This is a genomic window from Micromonospora sp. NPDC004336 (assembly GCF_053602615.1).
Window position 1 is genome coordinate 9,403 of the sequence record NZ_JBSGDY010000071.1, and the last position, 19,654, is coordinate 29,056.

Annotated in this window: 19 protein-coding genes; 10 read left to right on the top strand and 9 right to left on the bottom strand. The window is 75.0% G+C overall.

What is annotated here, in order from left to right; genetic code table 11:
• The first annotated feature begins 346 nt into the window (after window positions 1–346).
• The 3 genes from ACWENR_RS16730 to ACWENR_RS16740 all read left to right on the top strand — a co-directional run bounded on the left by ACWENR_RS16730 (window position 347) and on the right by ACWENR_RS16740 (window position 2,562).
• Window positions 347–1,528, top strand: a complete 1,182-nt coding sequence (locus ACWENR_RS16730; RefSeq protein ID WP_452277883.1) for a sensor histidine kinase — start codon at window positions 347–349, stop codon at window positions 1,526–1,528.
• Between the two features lie 162 nt (window positions 1,529–1,690).
• Entirely contained in the window at window positions 1,691–2,095 is a 405-nt protein-coding gene (locus tag ACWENR_RS16735) for a VOC family protein (RefSeq protein ID WP_452277884.1), read from the top strand.
• Entirely contained in the window at window positions 2,092–2,562 is a 471-nt protein-coding gene (locus ACWENR_RS16740; RefSeq protein WP_452277885.1) for a VOC family protein, read from the top strand. Before ACWENR_RS16735 ends, ACWENR_RS16740 begins: the two co-directional genes overlap by 4 nt.
• Before the next feature lie 52 nt (window positions 2,563–2,614).
• Here the strand turns inward: ACWENR_RS16740 and ACWENR_RS16745 are convergent, their stop codons facing one another.
• From ACWENR_RS16745 to ACWENR_RS16765, 5 genes are all read right to left on the bottom strand, one after another.
• A complete protein-coding gene (locus tag ACWENR_RS16745; protein ID WP_452277886.1) occupies window positions 2,615–3,406 on the bottom strand; it encodes a hypothetical protein in 792 nt (263 codons plus the stop codon).
• A 107-nt stretch (window positions 3,407–3,513) separates the two neighbouring features.
• Complete coding sequence (locus ACWENR_RS16750; RefSeq protein ID WP_452277887.1) at window positions 3,514–4,509, bottom strand: hypothetical protein; 996 nt, start codon at window positions 4,507–4,509, stop codon at window positions 3,514–3,516.
• 164 nt (window positions 4,510–4,673) lie between these two features.
• On the bottom strand, window positions 4,674–6,776 hold the full coding sequence (locus ACWENR_RS16755; protein WP_452277888.1) for a 3-hydroxyacyl-CoA dehydrogenase NAD-binding domain-containing protein: 2,103 nt from the start codon (window positions 6,774–6,776) through the stop codon (window positions 4,674–4,676).
• Window positions 6,773–7,969 carry a thiolase family protein gene (locus tag ACWENR_RS16760; protein WP_452277889.1) on the bottom strand — a complete coding sequence of 399 codons (1,197 nt, stop codon included), beginning with the start codon at window positions 7,967–7,969 and terminating at the stop codon, window positions 6,773–6,775. The genes ACWENR_RS16755 and ACWENR_RS16760 overlap by 4 nt, the downstream gene beginning before the upstream one ends.
• A gap of 184 nt (window positions 7,970–8,153) precedes the next feature.
• Window positions 8,154–9,482, bottom strand: coding sequence for an HRDC domain-containing protein (locus tag ACWENR_RS16765; RefSeq protein ID WP_452277890.1), 1,329 nt, complete (start codon window positions 9,480–9,482; stop codon window positions 8,154–8,156).
• Between the two features lie 206 nt (window positions 9,483–9,688).
• Between ACWENR_RS16765 and ACWENR_RS16770 the strand changes: the two genes are divergently transcribed.
• Both ACWENR_RS16770 and ACWENR_RS16775 read left to right on the top strand, forming a co-directional pair.
• On the top strand, window positions 9,689–10,909 hold the full coding sequence (locus tag ACWENR_RS16770) for a trypsin-like peptidase domain-containing protein (protein ID WP_452277891.1): 1,221 nt from the start codon (window positions 9,689–9,691) through the stop codon (window positions 10,907–10,909).
• Between the two features lie 79 nt (window positions 10,910–10,988).
• Complete coding sequence (locus tag ACWENR_RS16775; protein WP_452277892.1) at window positions 10,989–11,810, top strand: hypothetical protein; 822 nt, start codon at window positions 10,989–10,991, stop codon at window positions 11,808–11,810.
• Window positions 11,811–11,828: 18 nt separating this feature from the next.
• Here the strand turns inward: ACWENR_RS16775 and ACWENR_RS16780 are convergent, their stop codons facing one another.
• Window positions 11,829–12,401 carry a DUF3000 domain-containing protein gene (locus ACWENR_RS16780; protein WP_452277893.1) on the bottom strand — a complete coding sequence of 191 codons (573 nt, stop codon included), beginning with the start codon at window positions 12,399–12,401 and terminating at the stop codon, window positions 11,829–11,831.
• A gap of 183 nt (window positions 12,402–12,584) precedes the next feature.
• Here ACWENR_RS16780 and hemE point away from each other — a divergent pair, with 183 nt between their 5' ends.
• Genes hemE through hemQ form a run of 3 tightly spaced genes read left to right on the top strand, consistent with a single transcriptional unit; the run spans window position 12,585 to window position 15,795 of the window.
• The gene (hemE, locus tag ACWENR_RS16785; RefSeq protein ID WP_452277894.1) at window positions 12,585–13,682 is read left to right on the top strand and encodes a uroporphyrinogen decarboxylase; all 1,098 of its coding nucleotides are present in this window, start codon (window positions 12,585–12,587) and stop codon (window positions 13,680–13,682) included.
• Between the two features lie 5 nt (window positions 13,683–13,687).
• Window positions 13,688–15,097, top strand: coding sequence for a protoporphyrinogen oxidase (hemG, locus tag ACWENR_RS16790; RefSeq protein WP_452277895.1), 1,410 nt, complete (start codon window positions 13,688–13,690; stop codon window positions 15,095–15,097).
• The gene (gene hemQ / locus ACWENR_RS16795) at window positions 15,094–15,795 is read left to right on the top strand and encodes a hydrogen peroxide-dependent heme synthase (RefSeq protein ID WP_452277896.1); all 702 of its coding nucleotides are present in this window, start codon (window positions 15,094–15,096) and stop codon (window positions 15,793–15,795) included. The genes hemG and hemQ overlap by 4 nt, the downstream gene beginning before the upstream one ends.
• A 72-nt stretch (window positions 15,796–15,867) precedes the next feature.
• Here hemQ and ACWENR_RS16800 read toward each other — a convergent pair whose 3' ends face one another.
• From ACWENR_RS16800 to ACWENR_RS16810, 3 genes are all read right to left on the bottom strand, one after another.
• Window positions 15,868–16,956 (bottom strand): lytic polysaccharide monooxygenase auxiliary activity family 9 protein, encoded by a 1,089-nt coding sequence (locus tag ACWENR_RS16800; RefSeq protein WP_452277897.1) that lies wholly within the window; start codon window positions 16,954–16,956, stop codon window positions 15,868–15,870.
• 106 nt (window positions 16,957–17,062) lie between these two features.
• Window positions 17,063–17,524 (bottom strand): GNAT family N-acetyltransferase, encoded by a 462-nt coding sequence (locus tag ACWENR_RS16805; RefSeq protein WP_452277898.1) that lies wholly within the window; start codon window positions 17,522–17,524, stop codon window positions 17,063–17,065.
• 19 nt (window positions 17,525–17,543) lie between these two features.
• Window positions 17,544–18,044, bottom strand: a complete 501-nt coding sequence (locus ACWENR_RS16810) for a MarR family winged helix-turn-helix transcriptional regulator (protein WP_452277899.1) — start codon at window positions 18,042–18,044, stop codon at window positions 17,544–17,546.
• A 120-nt stretch (window positions 18,045–18,164) separates the two neighbouring features.
• On the opposite strand from ACWENR_RS16810, the gene ACWENR_RS16815 reads away from it, so the two are divergent.
• The gene (locus ACWENR_RS16815; RefSeq protein ID WP_452277900.1) at window positions 18,165–19,034 is read left to right on the top strand and encodes an EamA family transporter; all 870 of its coding nucleotides are present in this window, start codon (window positions 18,165–18,167) and stop codon (window positions 19,032–19,034) included.
• Window positions 19,003–19,620: an NAD(P)-dependent oxidoreductase gene (locus tag ACWENR_RS16820; protein ID WP_452277901.1), complete on the top strand. Its 618-nt coding sequence runs from the start codon at window positions 19,003–19,005 to the stop codon at window positions 19,618–19,620. Before ACWENR_RS16815 ends, ACWENR_RS16820 begins: the two co-directional genes overlap by 32 nt.
• The last annotated feature ends 34 nt before the right edge of the window (window positions 19,621–19,654 follow it).

Sequence of the window (19,654 nt, forward strand, 5' to 3'; positions counted from 1 at the left end):
GTGAGCGGGTTTTGCGAGCCCCGCAGTCGCGAGCCGGGGTGGGCCTCGTGAGCGCGAGGAGTGAGCGGGTTTTGCGAGCCCCGCAGTCGCGAGCCGGGGTGGGCCTCGTGAGCGCGAGGAGTGAGCGGGTTTTGCGAGCCCCGCAGTCGCGAGCCGAGGTCTGCATCGTGAGCGCGAGGAGTGAGCGGGTTTTGCGAGCCCCGCAGTCGCGAGCCGAGGTCTGCATCGTGAGCGCGAGGAGTGAGCGGTTTTTGCGAGCCCCGCAGTCGCGAGCCGAGGTGGCCTCGTGAGCGCGAGGAGTGGGTCGGGGTCGCGGGTCCGGTGGCCGTGGCCGGGGGGTGCGGCGGTGCGGCTGCGGCTGCGGCCCACCCTGCGGCTGCGGCTGACCCTGCTCAACGGCGTGCTGCTGGTCGGCGCCGGGGCGATCCTGGTGCTGCTGGCCTGGCTGCTGGTCCGCGACGCGCTGCGCCCGACGGACGAGCTGCTTCCCGGCACCACGGTCGTGCTGGCCGACGGCCGGTCGCTCGACGCCGCGCAGTGGCAGCGGCAGCTGGTCGACACCGCCAGCACGGAGCTGCTGGTCAAGGGCCTGGTGGCGCTGCTGGCGATCAGCGTCGTCGGGGTGGCCGGCGCGTACGCGGTGGCCGGCCGGGCGCTGCGCCCGCTGCACCAGGTCACCGCCACCGCCCGCCGGCTCGGCGAGACCACGCTGGACCAGCGGATCGGCTACTCCGGGGCCGACGACGAGGTGGCCGAGCTCGCGAAGACGTTCGACGCGATGCTGGACCGGATCGCCGCCGCGTTCGAGGCGCAGAAGCGCTTCGTGGCCAACGCCTCGCACGAGCTGCGCACGCCGCTGGCGGTGATGCGTACCGAGATCGACGTGACGCTCAGCGACGACGAGGCGGACGCCGCCGAGTACCGCCGGATGGCGACCGTCGTCCGGGACGCCTCCGAGCGGGCCAACGGGCTGGTCGACGCCCTGCTGGTGCTGGCCCGCAGCGAGGCACAGGCGGGGCGCCGGCTCGGTCGCCGCACCGAGTGCGACCTCGCCGCCGGCACCGCCAACGCCCTGTCGGCGGTTCGCCGGGAGGTGGAGCGGATCAAGCTGCGGGTGCAGACGTCGCTGGCGCCCGCGCCGGTGGTCGGCGACCCCGGGCTGCTCGACCGGCTGGCCGGCAACCTGATCGAGAACGCGATCCGCTACAACCACCTGCACGGGCGGCTCTGGGTGCGGACCGGCTCCGACGGGTGCCGGTCGTGGCTGGTGGTGGGCAACACCGGCTTCGAGGTGGACCAGGCCGACGTGCCCGGCCTGTTCGAGCCGTTCCGGCGCGGCGGCCGGGAGCGCACGGGTGCCCGGGGCTCGGGCCTCGGGCTCTCCATCGTCCGGGCGGTCTGCGACGCGCACGGCGGCACCGTGAAGGTGGTCGCCCAACCCGGTGGCGGGCTGGAGGTCACGGTGACCCTGCCGGCGGCGGAGGCCGCTCCCGCGGTGACCGCCGAGAGGCCGGCCGCCAGGCGGTGACCGTACGGGGTTGCGGGCCGGCCGGCCCTGGTGGAAGGATCATGGCGTCAGCCCGAGAAACGAAGGGGGGTGCGTCGATGTCCACGATCATGATCTCCGCGCCCCGTCTCGCCGGCTGACCCTCACGCAAGCGGGGCGCCTCCATCCGTAACGGAGGAACCCGTGAATCCGCGGATCCACAACATCAGTTTCGACTGTCACGACACCTACGCCCTCGCCGGCTTCTGGTCGGCGGTGCTCGGCTGTCCGCGGCACCCCGACGACGCCCCGGGTGACCCCGAGGCTGTCCTGCTGCCGCCGGACGGCGCCACCCCAGCCGTGTTCTTCCAGCGGGTGCCCGAGGTGAAGACGGTCAAGAACCGGGTGCACGTCTGCCTGGAACCGACCGGTCGGACCCGCGACGAGGAGGTCGAGCGGGTGCTCGGGCTCGGCGCGGTCCTGGTCGACGACCAGCGACGCGCCGACGGCACGGGCTGGGCGGTGCTGGCCGACCCGGAGGGCAACGAGTTCTGCGTCCTGCGCGGCGCGGCGGAGCGGGCGAGCGTGTCCACGAAGGAGAACCAGTGAGCGCGACCATCCACAACATCGGCATCGACTGCCGCGACACCTACGCCCTGGCCGGCTTCTGGGCGCAGGTCTTCGACTGCCCCCGGCAGCCGGACGACCTCCCCGGCGACCCGGAGGCCATGCTGCTGCCCCCGGGTGGCCCGGAGGTGCTCTTCCTGGCCGTGCCCGAGGGCAAGGCGGTGAAGAACCGCCTGCACCTCGACCTGGAGCCCGCCGACCGGACCCGGGACGAGGAGGTGGCACGGCTGCTGGGCATCGGCGCCACCCAGGTCGCCGACTGCCGCCGCCCCGACGGCACCGGCTGGGTGGTGCTGGCCGACCCGGAGGGCAACGAGTTCTGCGTGCTGCGCAGCGCCGCCGAGCGGGCCGCCGCCACGGCTGACGCGGCCACCGCCGACAAGGCTGACGCGGCAACCGCCGTCACGGCTGACGCGGCCACCGCCGTTACGGCTGACGCGGCGGGCTGACGCGGCCGGGGCCCGGCACCTCGCCGGTGCCGGGCCCCACCCGTCGTACGTCTCAGGACTTCTGCTCGATCTGCCCGCGCATGGTGGCGAGTTCGGCGTGGGCCTGCGTGCCGGTCTTGTAGTAGATGACGATCATCCCGACGCTGCCCCGGTCGCTCCACACGCAGACGCCCAGCGGCACGTTCTCCGCCTTGGCGTCGCCGCACTTGGCCTCGCCGCCGAGCGGGCCCGGGTCCACGGCGGACATCTCGCCGAGCCGCACTTCGCTGGTGCGCGCGCCCCTGATGGTGGTCTCCAGGGTCCTGGCCGGGTCCGGGTTCAGCCCGGAGGCGGCGGCGACCATGACCAGGTCCTTCTTGGCCGGGGTGCCGTAGAACGCGCCGACCGTGCTGCTCGCGTCCGGCAGCGACCTGTTCAGCTCCGCCTCGAGCTGCTGGGCGCCGACCTGGAGGGCCGGGTCGGTGGCCCTGGGCCGACCGGCGAGCGTGTCCGGCTCGACGACCCGGATCCTGGTGGCGTCGACGGTCTCCTTGACCTGGTCCTTGACGACGAAGAAGGTGATCGCGGCGCCGCCGAGGCAGAGCACCAGCACCCCGGCGAGGACGATCAGCACGATCCTGCCGGCGCTGGACTTCCGCTTCGCGGGCGGCCCGTACGGCGGCACCGCGGCGCCGCCGGGCTGCGCCGGGAAGTGCGCACCGGCCTGCGGTGGCGGGTATCCGCCGGGGTGTGGGGGCCCGTACCCGCCGGGCTGGGGCGGCGGGCCGTATCCGCCCGGCTGGGCGCCGTACGGCGCGCCGCGCTCGGGTGGCGGGGGGAGCGGGTCGGCCGGCGGGTGGGACATCGGTCAGCTCCAGGTCTGCGCGAGGGCGGGTGGTCTCGGTCGGCCCCGGTCCCGCCCGGCGGCGGCCCGGTGCGGCCAGCGGCGACGGTGGGGGCCGGTGGGCGCGGTCAGTTCTTCTGCTCGATCTGGCCGCGGATGGCGACGAACTCCGCCGCGGCGGCGGCCGAGGACGAGAAGAACATCACGATGATCCCGACGCTGCCGTGGTCGGCCCAGGCGCAGACGCCCAGCGGCACCCCGGCGGACTCGCCGTCGCCGCACTTGGCCAGGCCGCCGTACGGGCCGGGGGCGATCGTCGTCAGCCGCTTGACGGCCAGCCCCTTGGAGATTCCCTTCACCGAGTCGTCGAGTTCCCGTTCGGGGTTGAGCACGAAGCTGGAGGCGGCGATCACCATGACCATGTCGCGCTCGTCGGCGCTGCCGTAGAAGGCGCCGACGACGCCCGTCGCCTGGGGCACCGAGGACTTCAGGTCCCGGACCATGTCGTCGGCCAGCTTCTTCAGCGTCGGCTCGGTGCTCTTCGGGCGGCCCGCGAGGGTCTCCGGCGTGACGACCTGGATCCGGGGCGTGGACGTGGGCTCGGCGGACGGGGTGGGCTGCGCCGACGGGGTGCTGGACGGCGTGGGGCTCGAGACGCCCGTCGCCGTCGGCGTCGGGCCGGGGGTCGGGCCGGGGGATTCCTGCTCGCGGAGGGCCACGTAGCCCACCGCGCCCCCACCGAGGCAGAGCACCAGCAGCCCGACCAGGCCCAGCGTCAGGACCAGGTTGAGCTGGCGGGGCCGCGCCGGCCCGGCCCCGGGGTGGTTGCCGCCCGGGTAGGGCTGCGGGTAGCCGGCGTAGCCGCCGGCCGGGAAGCCGTCCTGCGGCGTGACGGGATGTCCGCCGTACGGCTGGTGGGGGTAGGGCTGGGTGGGGTACGGCTGCGCCGGCGGGGGACCGGAGGTCGGCGCGGCGGACCAGCCGCCGTGGTAGGGCGGCTGCCCGCCCGGGGCCGACCAGGCGTCGGGCGGCGGCACGGGGTGACCCGGGTGCGGCGGGTGGAAGTCGTAGTGGGGGTCGTGCTCCGGCTGCCCGGACCAGGGATCGACCGGCGGTGAGGACATGGGGTCAGCTCCAGGCGACGTTGCGAACGGGTGATCGTAGCCAGCCATCGCCCCGTCCCGCTGCCCCCTTCCCGAGGCGGAACGGGCCGCAACGACGATCGCGGTGGCTGCCACCATCCAAGCCGGACGGGGCAACCACCGCGAACGCGGGGGAGCGGTGTGGGTCAGGCGGGCAGGCTGGCGACCCCGTGCGGCAGGAACCGCCGGCCGGTGACCCGCTCGGAGGTGCCGGTCCGGTCCAGGTACGGCGTGACGCCGCCCAGGTGGAACGGCCAGCCGGCGCCGAGGATCATGCACAGGTCGATGTCCTGCGCCTCGGCGACGACGCCCTCGTCGAGCATGAGCCGGATCTCCTGCGCCAGCGCGTCGAGCGCGTTCTGGCGCACCTGCTCCTCGGTGAGCGGCTGGTCGCCGACCACGAGCAGCTTGGCGACCTCGTCGTTGATCTGGTCGTCGACCACGATGGGCTGGCCGGAGTCGGCGATGCGCTTGAGGTTCTCGCTGACCCCGAACCGGTCCGGGAACGCCTCGTGCAGGGTGCCGCCGACGTGGTACGCCACGGCCGGCCCGACGAGCTGGAGCAGCGCCAGCGGGCGCATCGGCAGGCCCAGCGGGTCCAGCGCGCTGTTCGCCACGTCCAGCGGGGTGCCGGCGTCGACGGCCGCGAAGACCGTGCCGAGGAAGCGGGTGAGCAGCCGGTTCACCACGAACGCCGGGGCGTCCTTGACCAGCACCGACGACTTCTTCAGCTGCTTGCCGACCGCGAACGCGGTGGCGAGTGTGGCGTCGTCGGTCCGCTCGCCCCGGACGATCTCCAGCAGCGGCAGCACGGCGACCGGGTTGAAGAAGTGGAAGCCGACCACCCGCTCGGGGTGCTCCAGCTCCTCGGCCATCGCCGTGATCGACAGGCTGGAGGTGTTGGTGGCCAGCACCGCCTCCGGCTTGACGATCTTCTCCAGCTCGGCCCAGACCTGCTTCTTGACCGCCAGGTCCTCGAAGACGGCCTCGATGACGAAGTCACAGTCAGCGAACGACGTGAGCTGGCCCGGCTGTGGCGCGGCGAAGGCCTCTGCCTTGGCCGCGCCGCTGACCAGGCCGTACAGCTTGGCGGCGGTGCCCTTGTCCATCCGGCCCTTGCTGACGGCCTTCTCGATCTGGGCGTGCACGTAGCCGACGCCCTTGTCGACCCGGGCCTGGTCCAGGTCGGTCATGACGACCGGCACCTGGAGGCGGCGGGCGAAGAGCAGGGCGAGCTGGCTGGCCATCAGGCCGGCGCCGACGATGCCGACCTTGGTGACCGGGCGGGCCAGGCCCTTGTCCGGCGCGCCGGCCGGCCGCTTGGCCCGCCGCTGCACCAGGTCGAAGGCGTACAGGCCGCTGCGCAGCTCCTCGGAGAAGACCAGGTCCGCGAGGGCCTCGTCCTCGGCGGCCGTGCCGGTGGCGAAGTCGGCGTCCTTCGCCGTCTCCAGCAGGTCCAGCGCCTTGTACGCGGCCGGGACCGCGCCGTGCAGCCGCTGGTCGAGGGTCTGCCGGGCGAAGTAGAGCACGCCCGCCCACATGTCCTTGTCGACCTCGGGGCGGGTCACGGTGACCTCGCCGCGGACCACGCCGGCCGCCCACTCCAGGGACCGCTCCAGGAAGTCCGCCGGCTCCAGCAGCACGTCCGCGATGCCCATCTCGGCGGCCTGCTTCGGCTTGAGCATCTTGTTCTGCATCAGCGGGTTCTGGATGATCACCTGGGTCGCCGCCGGGATGCCGATCAGGTTCGGCAGCAGCTGGGTGCCGCCCCAGCCGGGCACCAGGCCGAGCGAGACCTCGGGCAGCGCCAGCGCCGCCGCGCCACCGGAGAGCGTCCGGTAGTGGCAGTGCAGGGCCAGCTCCAGGCCGCCGCCCATCGCCGCGCCGTTGACGAAGGCGAAGGTCGGGATCTCGCTGTCCCTGAGCCGGGCGAAGACCCGGTGGCCGAGCCGGCCGATCTCCAGGGCCTGCTCGCGGTCGGCGAGCTGCGGCAGGCTGGTGATGTCCGCGCCGACGCAGAAGATGTACGGCTTGCCGGTGACCGCGATGAACGCCGGGTCGGCCGCCAGCGCGGCGGTGATCGCCTCGTCCAGGCTGGTCAGGCCGCCCGGGCCGAAGCTGTTCGGCTTGGTGTGGTCGAAGCCGTTGTCCAGGGTGATGAGGGCGGCCGGCCGGTCCAGCCCCGGTACGTTCACCTGGCGCAGCAGCGCCTTGGTGACGACCTCGTTCGGTGCGGCGAGCGCGCTCACTTGTCTCCACCCTCCCAGTGGGGGTTCTCCCAGATCACGGTGCCGCCCATGCCGATGCCGATGCACATGGCGGTGAGGCCGTAGCGGACCTCGGGGTGCTCGGCGAACTGCCGGGCGAGCTGGGTCATCAGCCGTACGCCCGAGGAGGCGAGCGGGTGACCGATGGCGATCGCGCCGCCCCATGGGTTGACCCGCGGGTCGTCGTCGGCGATGCCGAAGTGGTCGAGGAAGGCGAGCACCTGCACCGCGAACGCCTCGTTCAGCTCGAACAGGCCGATGTCGTCGATGCTCAGGCCGGCGATGCGCAGCGCCTTCTCGGTCGACGGGATCGGGCCGACGCCCATCACCTCGGGCTCGACGCCGACGAAGCCGAACGAGACCAGCCGCATGGCGACGGGCAGGCCCAGCTCGCGGGCGACGTCCTCGGAGGCGAGGAGGCTGGCGGTGGCGCCGTCGTTGAGGCCGGCCGCGTTGCCCGCGGTGACCTTGCCGTGCGGGCGGAACGGGGTCTTCAGGGTGGCGAGCTTCTCCAGCGAGGTGTCCCGGGGGGCCTCGTCCACCGTGGCCAGGCCCCAGCCGCCGTCGGCGTCGCGGATCGCCATCGGCACCAGGTCGTCCTGGAGCTTGCCGTTGGCGTACGCCTTGGCGGTCTTCTGCTGCGAGGCGAGCGCGAAGGCGTCGGTGCGCTCCTTGGTGACGTGCGGGACCCGGTCGTGCAGGTTCTCCGCGGTCGCGCCCATGACCAGGGCGGACGGGTCGACCAGCTTCTCCGCGACGATCCGCGGGTTGGGGTCGACGCCCTCGCCCATCGGGTGGCGGCCCATGTGCTCGACGCCCCCGGCGATGGCGACGTCGTACGCGCCCATGGCGATGCCGCTGGCGACGGTGGTCACGGCGGTCATCGCGCCGGCGCACATCCGGTCGATGGCGAAACCGGGGACGGTCTTGGGCAGGCCGGCCAGCAGGGCGGCGGTCCGGCCGATCGTCAGGCCCTGGTCGCCGATCTGGGTGGTGGCGGCGATGGCGACCTCCTCGACCCGCTCCGGCGGCAGCTGCGGGTTACGGCGCAGCAGCTCGCGGATGCAGCGGATCACCAGGTCGTCGGCGCGGGTGTTGGCGTACATGCCACCCGCCTTGCCGAAGGGGGTGCGGACGCCGTCGACGAAGACGACATCCCGAACTTCACGGGGCACTTGAGCCTCCTCTTCGACCACGATTCGGCCGCCGCGCCGACGGGCGGCGCTGCGGACGGAACGAGGGTCGCCGGCACGGGCGTGTTCCCCCGGATGCTACTCGTCAGTAACCACTGCCGGCACCCGGCCCGGTGTGTCCAACCCCACACCACCCTGCCAGCGCGGGGGAGCCGGTGGGGTGGCGTCAGGGGGTTTGGGGTGGGTCCTGGAGGGCTTCGGTCAGGTCGGGCAGGAGGAGGGCGATCTGCCACTCGCGGGCGTTGAGGCCGCGGAGGGTCTCCGCCACGGCCGCCTCCGTGACCTGCTCCGGGGGGACCCAGGCCAGGCGGCGGATCGAGTCGGGGGCGATCAGGTTCTCCGGCGGCAGGTGGTGCGCGCCCGCGATCCGGACCACCACCTCCCGGCACCGGGCCAGCCGGGCCGCCGCCACCGGGTCCCGCTCGGCCCAGCGGTGCGGCGGCGGGGGGCCCTCGACCGCCGGGGCGACCGGCAGCGCGTCCTCCGGCAGCTGCCGGGCGTCGTCCAGCGCCGCCAGCCAGGTGCGGGCCAGCCGCCGCACCGAGCGCCCGCCGAAGCCGGGCAGGGTGAGCAGGGTCTTCTCGTCCTTCGGATCCAGCTCGGCCGCCGCCACGATGGCCGAGTCCGGCAGCACCCGCCCGGGGGCGGCGTCCCGGCGGGCGGCGATCTGGTCCCGCGCGTACCAGAGGGAACGCACGCGCGCCTGCGCGCGCGCCCCGCGCACCCGGTGGATGCCGGAGGTGCGCCGCCAGGGCTCGGCCCGGACCCGGGGCGGCCGGGCGCCGGTGCGTACGAGCGCGGCGAACTCCTCCGCGGCCCAGGCGGACTTGCCCTGCCGGGTCAGCTCCTCGTCGAGCGCGTCGCGCAGGTCGACCAGCATCTCCACGTCCAGCGCCGCGTAGGTCAGCCAGGACTCCGGCAGCGGCCGGCTCGACCAGTCGGCCGCCGAGTGGTGCTTCTCCAGGCTGTAGCCGAGTAGCTGCTCGGTCAGCGCGGCCAGGCCGACCCGCTCGAATCCGGCCAGCCGGGCGGCCAGTTCGGTGTCGAAGAGCCGGCGCGGGCGCAGCCCCAGCTCGGCCAGGCAGGGCAGGTCCTGGCTGGCCGCGTGGAGCACCCACTCGGCCTCGCCGATCACCGTGTCGAGGGCGCTCAGGTCGGGCAGCGGCAGCGGGTCGATCAGCGCCGTGCCGGAGCCGGCCCGCCGCAGCTGCACCAGGTAGGCCCGTTGGCTGTAGCGGTAGCCCGAGGCGCGTTCGGCGTCGAGCGCGACGGGGCCGGTGCCGGCGGCGAAGCGGGCCACGACCTCGGCGAGCTCGTCCGGCGTGGCCGCCGGCTGGGGGGTGCCCTCGCGCGGCGCGGTCAGCGGAACGGGCCCGTCTGCGTGCGGTTCGGTCCCCGCGTCCGCCGGCTCCGGCCGGGCCGACGGCGGGCGGTCTGCTTCGTTTCCCGTACGGCTTTCGGCGGCCCGACGGCGCAGGGGTGGTTCGTCGGTCACCTGACAACCCTAGTGCGCGACGCGATCCGGTGGGTGCAGCCGGTCCGGTGTGTGTCGGCCGGACGGCCCGCGAGGCCCTCCCGCGACCCGGACATCGGGGAAGACAAAGCCCCATCACGCAGGTACGGTCCATCGAGCCGTTGCGCCGGTGCGGCATCATCGGTCCCCCGGCACTGCGGGGCGTCTACGGGGAGGGCAAGGCGATCATGACTGCTGGCTACGGGTCGGCGGACGCGGGTCCGGCGGGGCCGGGCGACGGGGGCTACCGTCCGGGGCCGCTGCCGCCCCGGATCGAGCCGGCCGCGCCGGCACACCCGCAGAACGCCCTCGGGCAGGCTTCGGCCGCGTCGGGGCGGGCCACCTGGCCGCCGCCGCCCCACCCGGGCCAGGGGGGCGCCGCTCCGGCCGCCCCCGCCCCCGCCGGCTGGGGGCGCGGCCCCGCCCCGGCCCAGCAGGGCAACCAGCCGCCGGCCGGGGCCACCCCGGGCGCCGGCTGGCCGCCCGCCGCCGGGCAGGCGTCCCCGGGCACCCCGGGCCATTCGCCGGCACCCGGGCAGCCACCGGCACCCGGTCAGCCACCGGCCCCGGGGCAGCCGTCGGTCCCCGGGCAGCCGGCCGCCCCGGCGTACGCCCAGGGCGGGGCGGCCCCCCGCGGCCGCTGGCTGACCGTCACCGCGCTCGTGCTCGCCGGCCTGCTGGCCGTCGTGACCGGCGTGCAGGCCTACCAGATCCACCGGCTCTCCGACCGCCTCGGCGACACCGGCCGGCGGCTCGACGCGGCGCAGGCCGGCGACGTGACCCGGCTCGACGGGCTGGAGAACCGGACGCAGGCGCTGGAGAAGCAGGCGGGCGCGGCGTTCAACCCGGAGGCCGTCGCCAGCGCGGTGCTGCCCAGCGTGTTCCGGGTCCGGGCCGGCAACTCCACCGGCACGGCGTTCGCGATCGGCAAGCCGGCCGCCGGCGGGGGCACCAACCTGTTCACCAACTACCACGTCGTGGAGTCGCTCTGGGAGGCCGGCGAGCGGGAGGTCTTCCTCGAACGCACCGACCAGCGCTTCCCGGCGACCATCGTCCGGGTCGACGAGGCGAACGACGTGGCCCACCTGCGCACGAGCGGCAAGTTCAGCGGCCTGGTCGCCGCGCCCGCCGCCGTGAAGTCGGGGCAGCAGATCGTGGTCGTCGGCGCACCGCTCGGCCTGGAGGACAGCGTCACCACCGGGGTGGTGAGCGCCTTCCGCGAGGCGGGCGGCGGCTCGGGCCCGGTCATCCAGTTCGACGCCCCGATCAACCCCGGCAACTCCGGCGGTCCGGTGATCAACGGCAGCAAGCAGGTCGTCGGCATCGCCACCGCCAAGGCCCGTAACGCCGAGGGCATCGGCCTCGCCGTGCCGATCAAGGTCGCCTGCGACGGCTTCAAGATCTGCTGACCCGGTCAGCCCGCGCACCGTACCCACCCGGTCCGGCGGATCCTGCCGCCGCGACCAGCTCACGTGGAGGAAGAACGACATGTCCCAGCCACCGACCGGGCCGGGCGGCTACCCGCCGCCGTACCCGCCGCAGCCGCCGGCCGCGCCCGGTCAGCCGCCGTCGGGCGGCGCCGTGTACGGCAGCACCTACGGCGCCCCCCGCCAGCCCGTCCCCGAGCAGGCCGCGCCGCAGCAGTACGGCGCCCAGAACCCGCAGTCGGCCCCGCCCGCCGGCTCCACCGGTTACCCGCAGTCGGCCCCGCCCGCCGGGTCCGGCTACCCGCCGGCCGGTGGGTCCGCCGGCCAGGTCTCCGTACCGCCGGCCGGTGGGTCCGCCTTCGGGCAGCCGATGTCCGTCCCCCCGGCGTCCGGGCCGGCGTACGGGCAGCCGATGTCGACGCCGCCCGGCTCCGCCCCGCCCTTCGGCGCGCCCGCGCCGGGCGGCCCCCGCAAGAGCCACAAGGTGCTGGTCCTGGCCGTGGTGGCCGGGCTGCTCTTCGTCCTCGGCGGGGTGATGACGGGCCTGTACCTGACCACCAGCAGCGAGCTGGACCGCACCGAGAAGAAGATGGCCAGCGAGGTCAGCCAGCGCGACGGCACCATCGCCGCGAACGGCAGGGAGATCGAGAAGCTCAAGACCGACCTCCAGACGGTCAAGGACAAGCTCGACGACACCGAGCAGGACCTGACCGGCACCCGCAACGACCGGGACGAGCAGGCCCGGCAGAAGAAGGTCATCGCCAACTGCCTCGACAAGCTCACCACCGCGCTCGCCGCGGCGGCGAACAACAACAAGGCGGCCTACGACAAGGCGATCCAGGGCATGGACAAGGTCTGCAACGAGGCCGAGCGGTATCTCTGAGGGCGGACCGTCGCGGGGTCAGACCGCGCCGGCGGGGCGACGCCCCGGCAGCGCGGTCACCCCGGGCGGGGGCAGCCCGGCGGTCGAGGCCAGCAGCGCGCACCAGGCGAGCAGGTGCGGGGCTAGGTCGTCGTCGGCCGGCGTCCAGGAGGCGCGGATCTCGATGTCGCCGGCCGCGGGCGGCCCGGCCAGGTCGCCGAACCGGGTCGACAGCGTCTGGGTGATCGTGCCGCCGATCGCGCGGTGCTCCGCCTCCTGCGCGTCCAGGGCGTCGGTCAGCCACGTCCAGCCCACCCCGGGCAGCAGCGGGTCGGCGGCCAGGTCGACCTCCAGCTCCGCGGTCACGTAGGTGACCAGCCGCAGGGTGCCCTGCCAGGCCTCGTGCCCCGCCGGGTCGTGCAGCAGGATCAGCCGCCCGCCGGCCACCTCGTCGCCGTCGCGCATGACGGCGGCGGAGAGCGCGAAGGCGTACGGGGCGAGGCGCTGCGGCGCGCCGACCTCCTCCAGCACGATCTCCGGCCGGGGCGCCGCGGACCGCAGCCCGGCCACCGCGCGGGCGAAGGTCTCGGGGAGCGCGGTCGGGGGGGCCATGCCGGCAGCCTATGCCCGGTGACCATCCAGCGCCGGAAACGGCGCGCCGGTACCGGCGGTCCCGGGACGCCTCGGCGGCGAACCCACACCCCCGTCGGGCCGGCCGGTTCCCGGGGCCGACGGGAGTCACAAAAGGCGGCGCTGCCCGCTGCCGCGCCCGTGCCGCGTGGCACGATGGCCGCGATGACCACCACCACGACGGGCGACGACGCCCGAGACGACGACCCCCGCCCCGGCGGACCGGCCGACTCGCCCTTCGTCCGGGCCTGCCGGCGCCTGCCCGTCCCGCACACCCCGGTCTGGTTCATGCGCCAGGCCGGCCGGTCGCTGCCGGAATACCGCGAGATCCGGGCCAACGTGGCGATGCTGGAGTCCTGCCGCCGGCCCGAGCTGGTCACCGAGATCACCCTCCAGCCGGTACGCCGGCACGGGGTGGACGCGGCGATCCTGTTCAGCGACATCGTGGTACCGGTCGCCGCCGCTGGCGTGGACCTCGACATCGTGCCCGGCACCGGGCCGGTGGTCGCCGAGCCGGTGCGCACCCTGCCCGACGTGGAACGCATCCGGCCGATCACCCGCGACGACGTCTCCTACGTGGACGAGGCCGTCCGGATGCTCGTCGCCGAGCTGGGCGACACCCCGCTGATCGGCTTCGCCGGCGCGCCGTTCACGTTGGCCAGCTACCTGGTCGAGGGCGGCCCGTCGCGCACCCACGCGAAGACCAAGGCCCTCATGTACGGCCAGCCGGAGCTCTGGCACGCGCTGTGCGGCCGGCTGGCCGACGTGACGCTGGCGTTCCTGCGGGTCCAGATCGCCGCCGGGGTCTCCGCGGTGCAGCTCTTCGACTCCTGGGCGGGCGCGCTCTCCGAGGCCGACTACCGCCGGTTCGTGCTGCCGCACTCGGCGGCGGTGCTCGCCGGCCTGGCCGACGCGGGCGTGCCCCGGATCCACTTCGGGGTCGGCACCGGCGAGCTGCTCGACGCGATGGGCGAGGCCGGCGCCGACGTGGTCGGTGTCGACTGGCGTACGCCGCTGGACGTGGCGACCCGCCGCGTCGGCCCGGACCGGGCCGTGCAGGGCAACCTCGACCCGTGCGTGCTGCTCGCGCCGTGGCCGGTGGTCGAGGGCGAGGTGCGGCGGATCCTGGAGCAGGGCCGGGCCGCGCCGGGGCACGTGTTCAACCTGGGGCACGGGGTGCTGCCGGAGACCGACCCGGCCGTGCTGACCCGGGTGGTGGCACTGGTGCACGAGCTGTCCGCCGAGCCGGCCGGCCGGGGCTGAGCGACATGCGGACGCCGTGGCGGGTGGCGGTGGTCGGCGGCGGGATCGCCGGGCTGGCCGCCGCGCTCCGGTTGCGCGACCGCGCCCCCGCCGACACCGAGATCACCGTGTACGAGCAGTCCGGCGCGCTCGGCGGCAAGCTGCGCACCGGCGAGCTGGCCGGCTCGACGGTGGAGTTCGGCGCCGAGTCGTTCCTGATGCGCGACCCGGCCGGGGGCGAGTCCGCCGCCGTTGCCCTGGTCCGCCGGCTCGGCCTGGCCGACCGGATCGTGCACCCCACCGTCGGGCAGGCCGCGCTCGTCGTCGACGGCGGGCTGCGCCCGGTCCCCGGCGGCACGCTGGTCGGCGTACCCGGAGACCTGGCGAAGGTGACCACGGTCGCGCGCCCGGCGGCGGACGCCGACGTCGACGCCGGCCGCCCGCTGCTCGGCGGGGACGACGACATCTCCGTCGGCGCGCTGGTCCGCGCCCGGTTCGGCGACGAGGTGGTCGACCGGCTGGTCGACCCGATGCTCGGCGGCGTCTACGCCGGCCGCGCCGACGACCTCTCCCTGGTGACCACGATGCCGGCGCTGGCCCGGGCGGCACGGGTGGAGCACACGCTGGTCGGCGCGGTCCGCGCCGCGCAGGCCGCCGCCCCCCGCGCGCCGGGCGCGCCGGTCTTCGGCACCCTGGCCGGCGGCCTCAGCACGCTGGTCGAGGCGGCGGCCCAGGCCAGCGGCGCGACGATCCGGCGCGGCGCGGCGGTACGCGAGCTGAGCCCGCACGGGGCCGGCTGGCGGCTGACCGTCGGCCCCACGCGCGACGCGGAGCTGGTCGACGTCGACGCCGTGGTGCTGGCCGTGCCGGCCCGGCCGGCGGCCCGGCTGCTCGCCGGCCCGGCCCCGGAGGCGGCCGGGAACGTCGGCGGGCTGGACTACGCAAGCGTCGCGCTGGTGACCCTGGCGCTGCCCGAGCCGCAGCTGCCGGAGCTGTCCGGCTTCCTGGTGCCCAGCACCGAGGGCCTGCTGATCAAGGCGTCGACCTTCTTCACCACGAAGTGGGGTCACCTGCGCCGGACGGACGGGCTGGCGCTGGTCCGCGCCTCCGTGGGCCGCTACGGCGAGGAGCGTCAGGTGCAGCGCACCGACGAGGACCTGGCCGCCACGGTGCACCGGGAGCTCTCGGCGGTGCTCGGCGTGCCGCTGCCCGCGCCGGTCGCCGGGCACGTGCAGCGCTGGGGCGGGTCGCTGCCGCAGTACACCCCGGGCCACGCCGGCCGGGTGGCCGCCGCGCGGGCGGTCCTGCGGGCGAGCCACCCGACGCTCGTCCTGGCCGGCGCGGGATACGACGGGGTCGGCATCCCGGTCTGCGTCCGCTCGGGCGAGACGGCGGCCGAGGAGATCATCACAGCACTGGGAGGATCGGGGACATGACCGAGCAGACCAACGCGGCCCGGCTGCGGGAGCTCAACGCCAGCATCCGCTACACCATGTGGTCGGTGTACCGGGCCAGCAGCCCGCTCCCGTCGCTGCGCGAGAACGTCACCGGCGAGGTCGAGGCCCTCTTCGAGGAGCTGGCCGGCAAGGACGTGGTCGTCCGGGGCACGTACGACGTCTCGGGCCTGCGCGCCGACGCGGACCTGATGATCTGGTGGCACGCCGCCTCCAGCGACGCCCTCCAGGACGCCTACCTGCGGTTCCGGCGCACCACGCTGGGGCGGGCGCTCACCCCGGTCTGGTCGCAGATGGCCCTGCACCGGCCGGCGGAGTTCAACAAGAGCCACATCCCGGCGTTCCTCGCCGGCGAGGAGGCGCGGCCCTACCTCTGCGTCTACCCGTTCGTCCGCTCGTACGAGTGGTATCTGCTGCCGGATGCCGAGCGGCGCGAGCTGCTCACCGAGCACGGCAAGATGGCCCGCGGCTATCCGGACGTGCGGGCCAACACCGTCGCCTCGTTCGCGCTCGGCGACTACGAGTGGATGCTCGCGTTCGAGGCCGACGAGCTGCACCGGATCGTCGACCTGATGCGCGACCTGCGGGGCTCGGGCGCCCGCCGGCACGTGCGGGAGGAGATCCCGTTCTACACCGGCCGCCGCCGCACGATCGCCGACATCGTGAACTGCCTGGTCTGACCGGTTCGCCGGCCGGCCGGGGCCGCGCCCGGAGGGAGTGGGACGCGGCCCCGGCCGGGGTTCCGGCGCGGATCAGACCACGGTCGTGCAGGTGAGTGTCGGCGTGCTGTTGGTGCCGGACCACGAGCCGAGGAAGCCGAACGTGGTGCTCGCCCCGGGGGACAGCGACCCGTTGTGGGCCGCGTTGCGGGCGACGACCCGCGTGCTGCCGGTGGTCACGGTCGCGTTCCAGGCCGACGTGACCTGCTGGCCGTCGGCGTAGGTCCAGTTCACGGACCAACCCCTGACGGCCCCGCCGCCGGCGGTCACCGTCACCTCACCCTGGAAGCCGCCGCCCCACTGCCCGGTGACGCGGTAGGTGGCCGTGCAGGCCCCGGCCGGCGGCGGAGTCGTCGGGGGCGGGGTGGTGGGCGGCGGTGTGGTGGGCGGGGGAGTGGTCGGCGGCGGCGTCGTCGGCGGCGGGGTGGTCGGCCCGCCGGAGAAGTCGACGTCGCTGCACAGGTAGTACGACTGGTCGAGGTGGCTGGCCTGCCAGATCGTGTAGACGACGTGCCGGCCGGTCCGCCCCGGCGCGTTCGCCGGGATCTCGATCGACACGCCGCTGGTCTCCGGCTTCCACTGGGACGCCGGGGTGTTGCCGATCTGGCCGACCAGTTCCAGGTCGTCCCAGCCCAGCGGCTCGGTGAGGGCGTCGAAGCCCTGCTTCGTCACGTACACCCGGATGTAGTCGGCGCCGTGACTGGCCTGGTCGTGCAGGCGGACGCGGAAGCTGCTGGAGACCGGGGCGGTCTTCCAGGCCCCGACCGCGTCGAGGGCGTTGTAGCGGCCGCCCTCGGTCCGGCCGGCGGAACAGAGCTGGCCGTTCGGGATGGCGGCCTGGTGGTTGCCGGCGACGCCCTCGCGGAACAGCCCGTTCCAGTTCCACATGGCGTTGGGGTTGGCCTGCCAGGCCTGCCAGCACATCGGGTCCTCGGTGGCCATCCGGGGATTCTGGAAGTCGCTGCCCCAGCGCTGCCAGCAGCCGTAGTTGCGCGAGGCCGGGTCGACCACGGAACCGTGCGCCGAGACGGGGTTGGCCAGGGCGGTGGCCAGCAGGAGGGCGGCGGTCGCCGCGACGGCGAGCAGCCACCCCAGGCGGGATGATCGAAGATGAGTGGACATGGAGCCCCCGGGGGGAGAGGTCGGACGACGACGCCCGGACGGCCGGGAGTTGCCCCTCCCGCGCGCTGCGTGGCTCCGCGACGGCTCTGCCCGGAGGCTGCCACATTTATCGGGCTTGGTCAATGCCTTCCCGGCGCATCGGGGTGTGCGGGATGCCGTCCTCGACGTAGCCGGGGCCGCTGACGGCGAAGCCGTGCCGGGCGTAGAAGTCGACCAGGTGCGACTGGGCCTCCAGCACGCAGGGGCGGTCGCCGACCACCTCCAGCGCCGCCGCCATCAGCCGGCCGGCGTGCCCGCCGCCGCGCGCCGGCGGCGCGACCACCACCCGCCCGATCCGCGCCACGCCGCCGGGGTCGGCGAGGATCCGCAGGTACGCCACTGGCGCGCCGTCGTCGTCGAGCCACAGGTGTCGGGTGCCGGGCTCGACGTCCCGCCCGTCGAGCTCCGGGTACGGGCACGCCTGCTCGACCACGAACACGTCGATCCGGAGCCGGAGCAGGTCGTGGAAGGTGCGGGCGTCCAGGTCGGCGAAGCCGGCCACCCGGACCGGGAGGCGCTGCGATGACATGCGGCGATGGTAGATCGACTCACCGGTCCGCCGTGTCGCCGAGCGACTCCAGCAGGGTCCGCAGGGTGTCGGCCAGGGCGGCGCGCCGCGCCGCGGTGAGCCCGGCGAGCAGCCGTTCCTCGGTGGCGACGTGGTCGGGCAGGACCCGGTCGATGAGCGCCAGGCCCTCGTCGGTCAGGGCGACCCGCACGGCGCGGCCGTCGGTGTCGCTGCGGGTGCGGGTCACCAGGTTGCGCGCCTCGAGCCGGTCGAGCCGCTGGGTGACGGCGCCCGAGGTGACCATCGACGAGTGCATCAACTGGGTCGGGGTCAGCCGGTGCGGCGGGTCGCTGCGGCGCAGCGTGGCGAGCACGTCGAAGGACGCCGAGTCGAGCCCGTGCGCGCTGAACGTGCGGTGCAGCTCCGCCCCGACGAGCCGGTGGAGCCGGGAGAGGCGACCGAACACCCCCATCGGGGAGGCGTCCAGGTCCGGTCGCTGGGCGGCCCACTGCTCCAGCACCCGGTCGACGTGATCGGCCACCCGCCGAGCCTACCAAGAGTTGCCTTAGCGGTGAGACAGCTCACGGGGGACGTCACGCCAGATTCCTTAGCGCTGAGATAAATTGTCTCAGTGCTAAGCAATCGGACGCTCCTCCTCGGCGTGACGGCGCTGACTCCGGCGATCTGGGGGACCACCTACCTCGTCACCACCGAGCTGCTGCCGCCGCAGCGCCCGCTGCTGGCCGCCGTGCTGCGCGCCCTTCCCGCCGGGCTGCTCCTGGTCGCGGTCACCCGCCGGCTGCCGAAGGGCGCCTGGTGGTGGCGCGCGACCGTGCTCGGCGCCCTGAACATCGGGTTCTTCTTCGCGCTGCTCTTCGTCGCCGCGTACCGGCTGCCCGGCGGGGTGGCCGCGACCGTCGGCGCGGTGCAGCCGCTCCTGGTCGCCGCGCTCTCCGCCGGCCTGCTCGGCGACCGGCTGACCCCGCGCACCGTGCTCGCCGGCGCCGCCGGGGTGGCCGGGGTGGGACTGCTGGTGCTGCGGGCGGACGCCCGTCTCGACGCCGCCGGCGTCCTCGCCGCCCTCGGCGGCGCCGTGGTCATGGCCGTCGGGGTGGTGCTCAGCAAGCGGTGGGCGTCGTCCGCGCCCCTGCTGGCCACCACGGGCTGGCAGCTCACGGCCGGCGGCCTGCTGCTCCTCCCGGTCGCCCTGCTGGTCGAGGGGCCGCCGCCGGCGCTGACCGCCGGGAACCTCGCCGGATACGCCTACCTGACGCTGGTCGGCTCCGCCCTCGCCTACGCCCTCTGGTTCCGGGGCATCCGCGCCCTCCCGCCGACCACGGTCACCTTCCTCGGCCTGCTCAGCCCGCTCGTGGCGACGGCGCTGGGCTGGCTCGTGCTCGACCAGCGGCTCACGGCCGCGCAACTGCTGGGCGGGCTGGTCGTCCTCGCCGCCATCGTGACGCAGTCCCGCCGCATCCACAGACACCGACAGGAGAGCCATGCACATCACCGTCTTCGGGGCGGCCGGTAGCGCCGGCCGCCGGATCACCGCCGAGGCGTCGGCCCGCGGTCATCTCGTGACCGCCGTCGTCCGCGACCCGGCCCGCGCCCGGGACCTGCCCGCCGGCGCCGTCGTCGCGCGCGGCGACGCCGCCGAGGTCGACGACGTGGTGACGCTGAGTGCCGGCCGGGACCTCGTGATCGGCGCGGCCCGCCCGGCGCCAGGCCGGGAGGCCGACCTGGTCACCACCACCCGCGCGCTGCTGGCCGGCGTCGCCCGGACCGGGGTGCGGCTGCTGCTGGTCGGCGGCGCCGCGACCCTGACCGTCCCGGGCGCGGGCGGCGGCACGGTCGTCGACGATCCGGCCCTTCCCGTCGAGTGGCGCGCCATCGCGCTGGCCTGCCGGGACCAGCTCGACGCGTGCCGGGCCGACACCGGGGCCGACTGGGCCTACCTGAGCCCGCCCGCGCTGCTCGTGCCCGGGGAGCGCACCGGCCGCTACCGGCTCGGCGCCGACACCCTGGTGGTCGGCGCGGACGGGGCCTCGACCATCTCGTACGAGGACCTCGCGGTGGCGCTGCTGGACGAGGCCACGGTCTCCAGCATGTTGACGTAGGGCTCGCCGTCGAGCAGTTGCGCGGCCTGCGGGG

Coding starts and splice junctions, on each gene's coding strand:
- ACWENR_RS16750 (WP_452277887.1), bottom strand. CDS start 4,509: ATGTCCTCACCGCCGGTCGATCCCTGGTCCGGGCAGCCGGAGCACGAC.
- hemE (WP_452277894.1), top strand. CDS start 12,585: ATGACCACCACCACGACGGGCGACGACGCCCGAGACGACGACCCCCGC.
- ACWENR_RS16770 (WP_452277891.1), top strand. CDS start 9,689: ATGACTGCTGGCTACGGGTCGGCGGACGCGGGTCCGGCGGGGCCGGGC.
- ACWENR_RS16775 (WP_452277892.1), top strand. CDS start 10,989: ATGTCCCAGCCACCGACCGGGCCGGGCGGCTACCCGCCGCCGTACCCG.
- ACWENR_RS16780 (WP_452277893.1), bottom strand. CDS start 12,401: ATGGCCCCCCCGACCGCGCTCCCCGAGACCTTCGCCCGCGCGGTGGCC.
- ACWENR_RS16820 (WP_452277901.1), top strand. CDS start 19,003: ATGCACATCACCGTCTTCGGGGCGGCCGGTAGCGCCGGCCGCCGGATC.
- ACWENR_RS16745 (WP_452277886.1), bottom strand. CDS start 3,406: ATGTCCCACCCGCCGGCCGACCCGCTCCCCCCGCCACCCGAGCGCGGC.
- hemG (WP_452277895.1), top strand. CDS start 13,688: ATGCGGACGCCGTGGCGGGTGGCGGTGGTCGGCGGCGGGATCGCCGGG.
- ACWENR_RS16800 (WP_452277897.1), bottom strand. CDS start 16,956: ATGTCCACTCATCTTCGATCATCCCGCCTGGGGTGGCTGCTCGCCGTC.
- hemQ (WP_452277896.1), top strand. CDS start 15,094: ATGACCGAGCAGACCAACGCGGCCCGGCTGCGGGAGCTCAACGCCAGC.
- ACWENR_RS16805 (WP_452277898.1), bottom strand. CDS start 17,524: ATGTCATCGCAGCGCCTCCCGGTCCGGGTGGCCGGCTTCGCCGACCTG.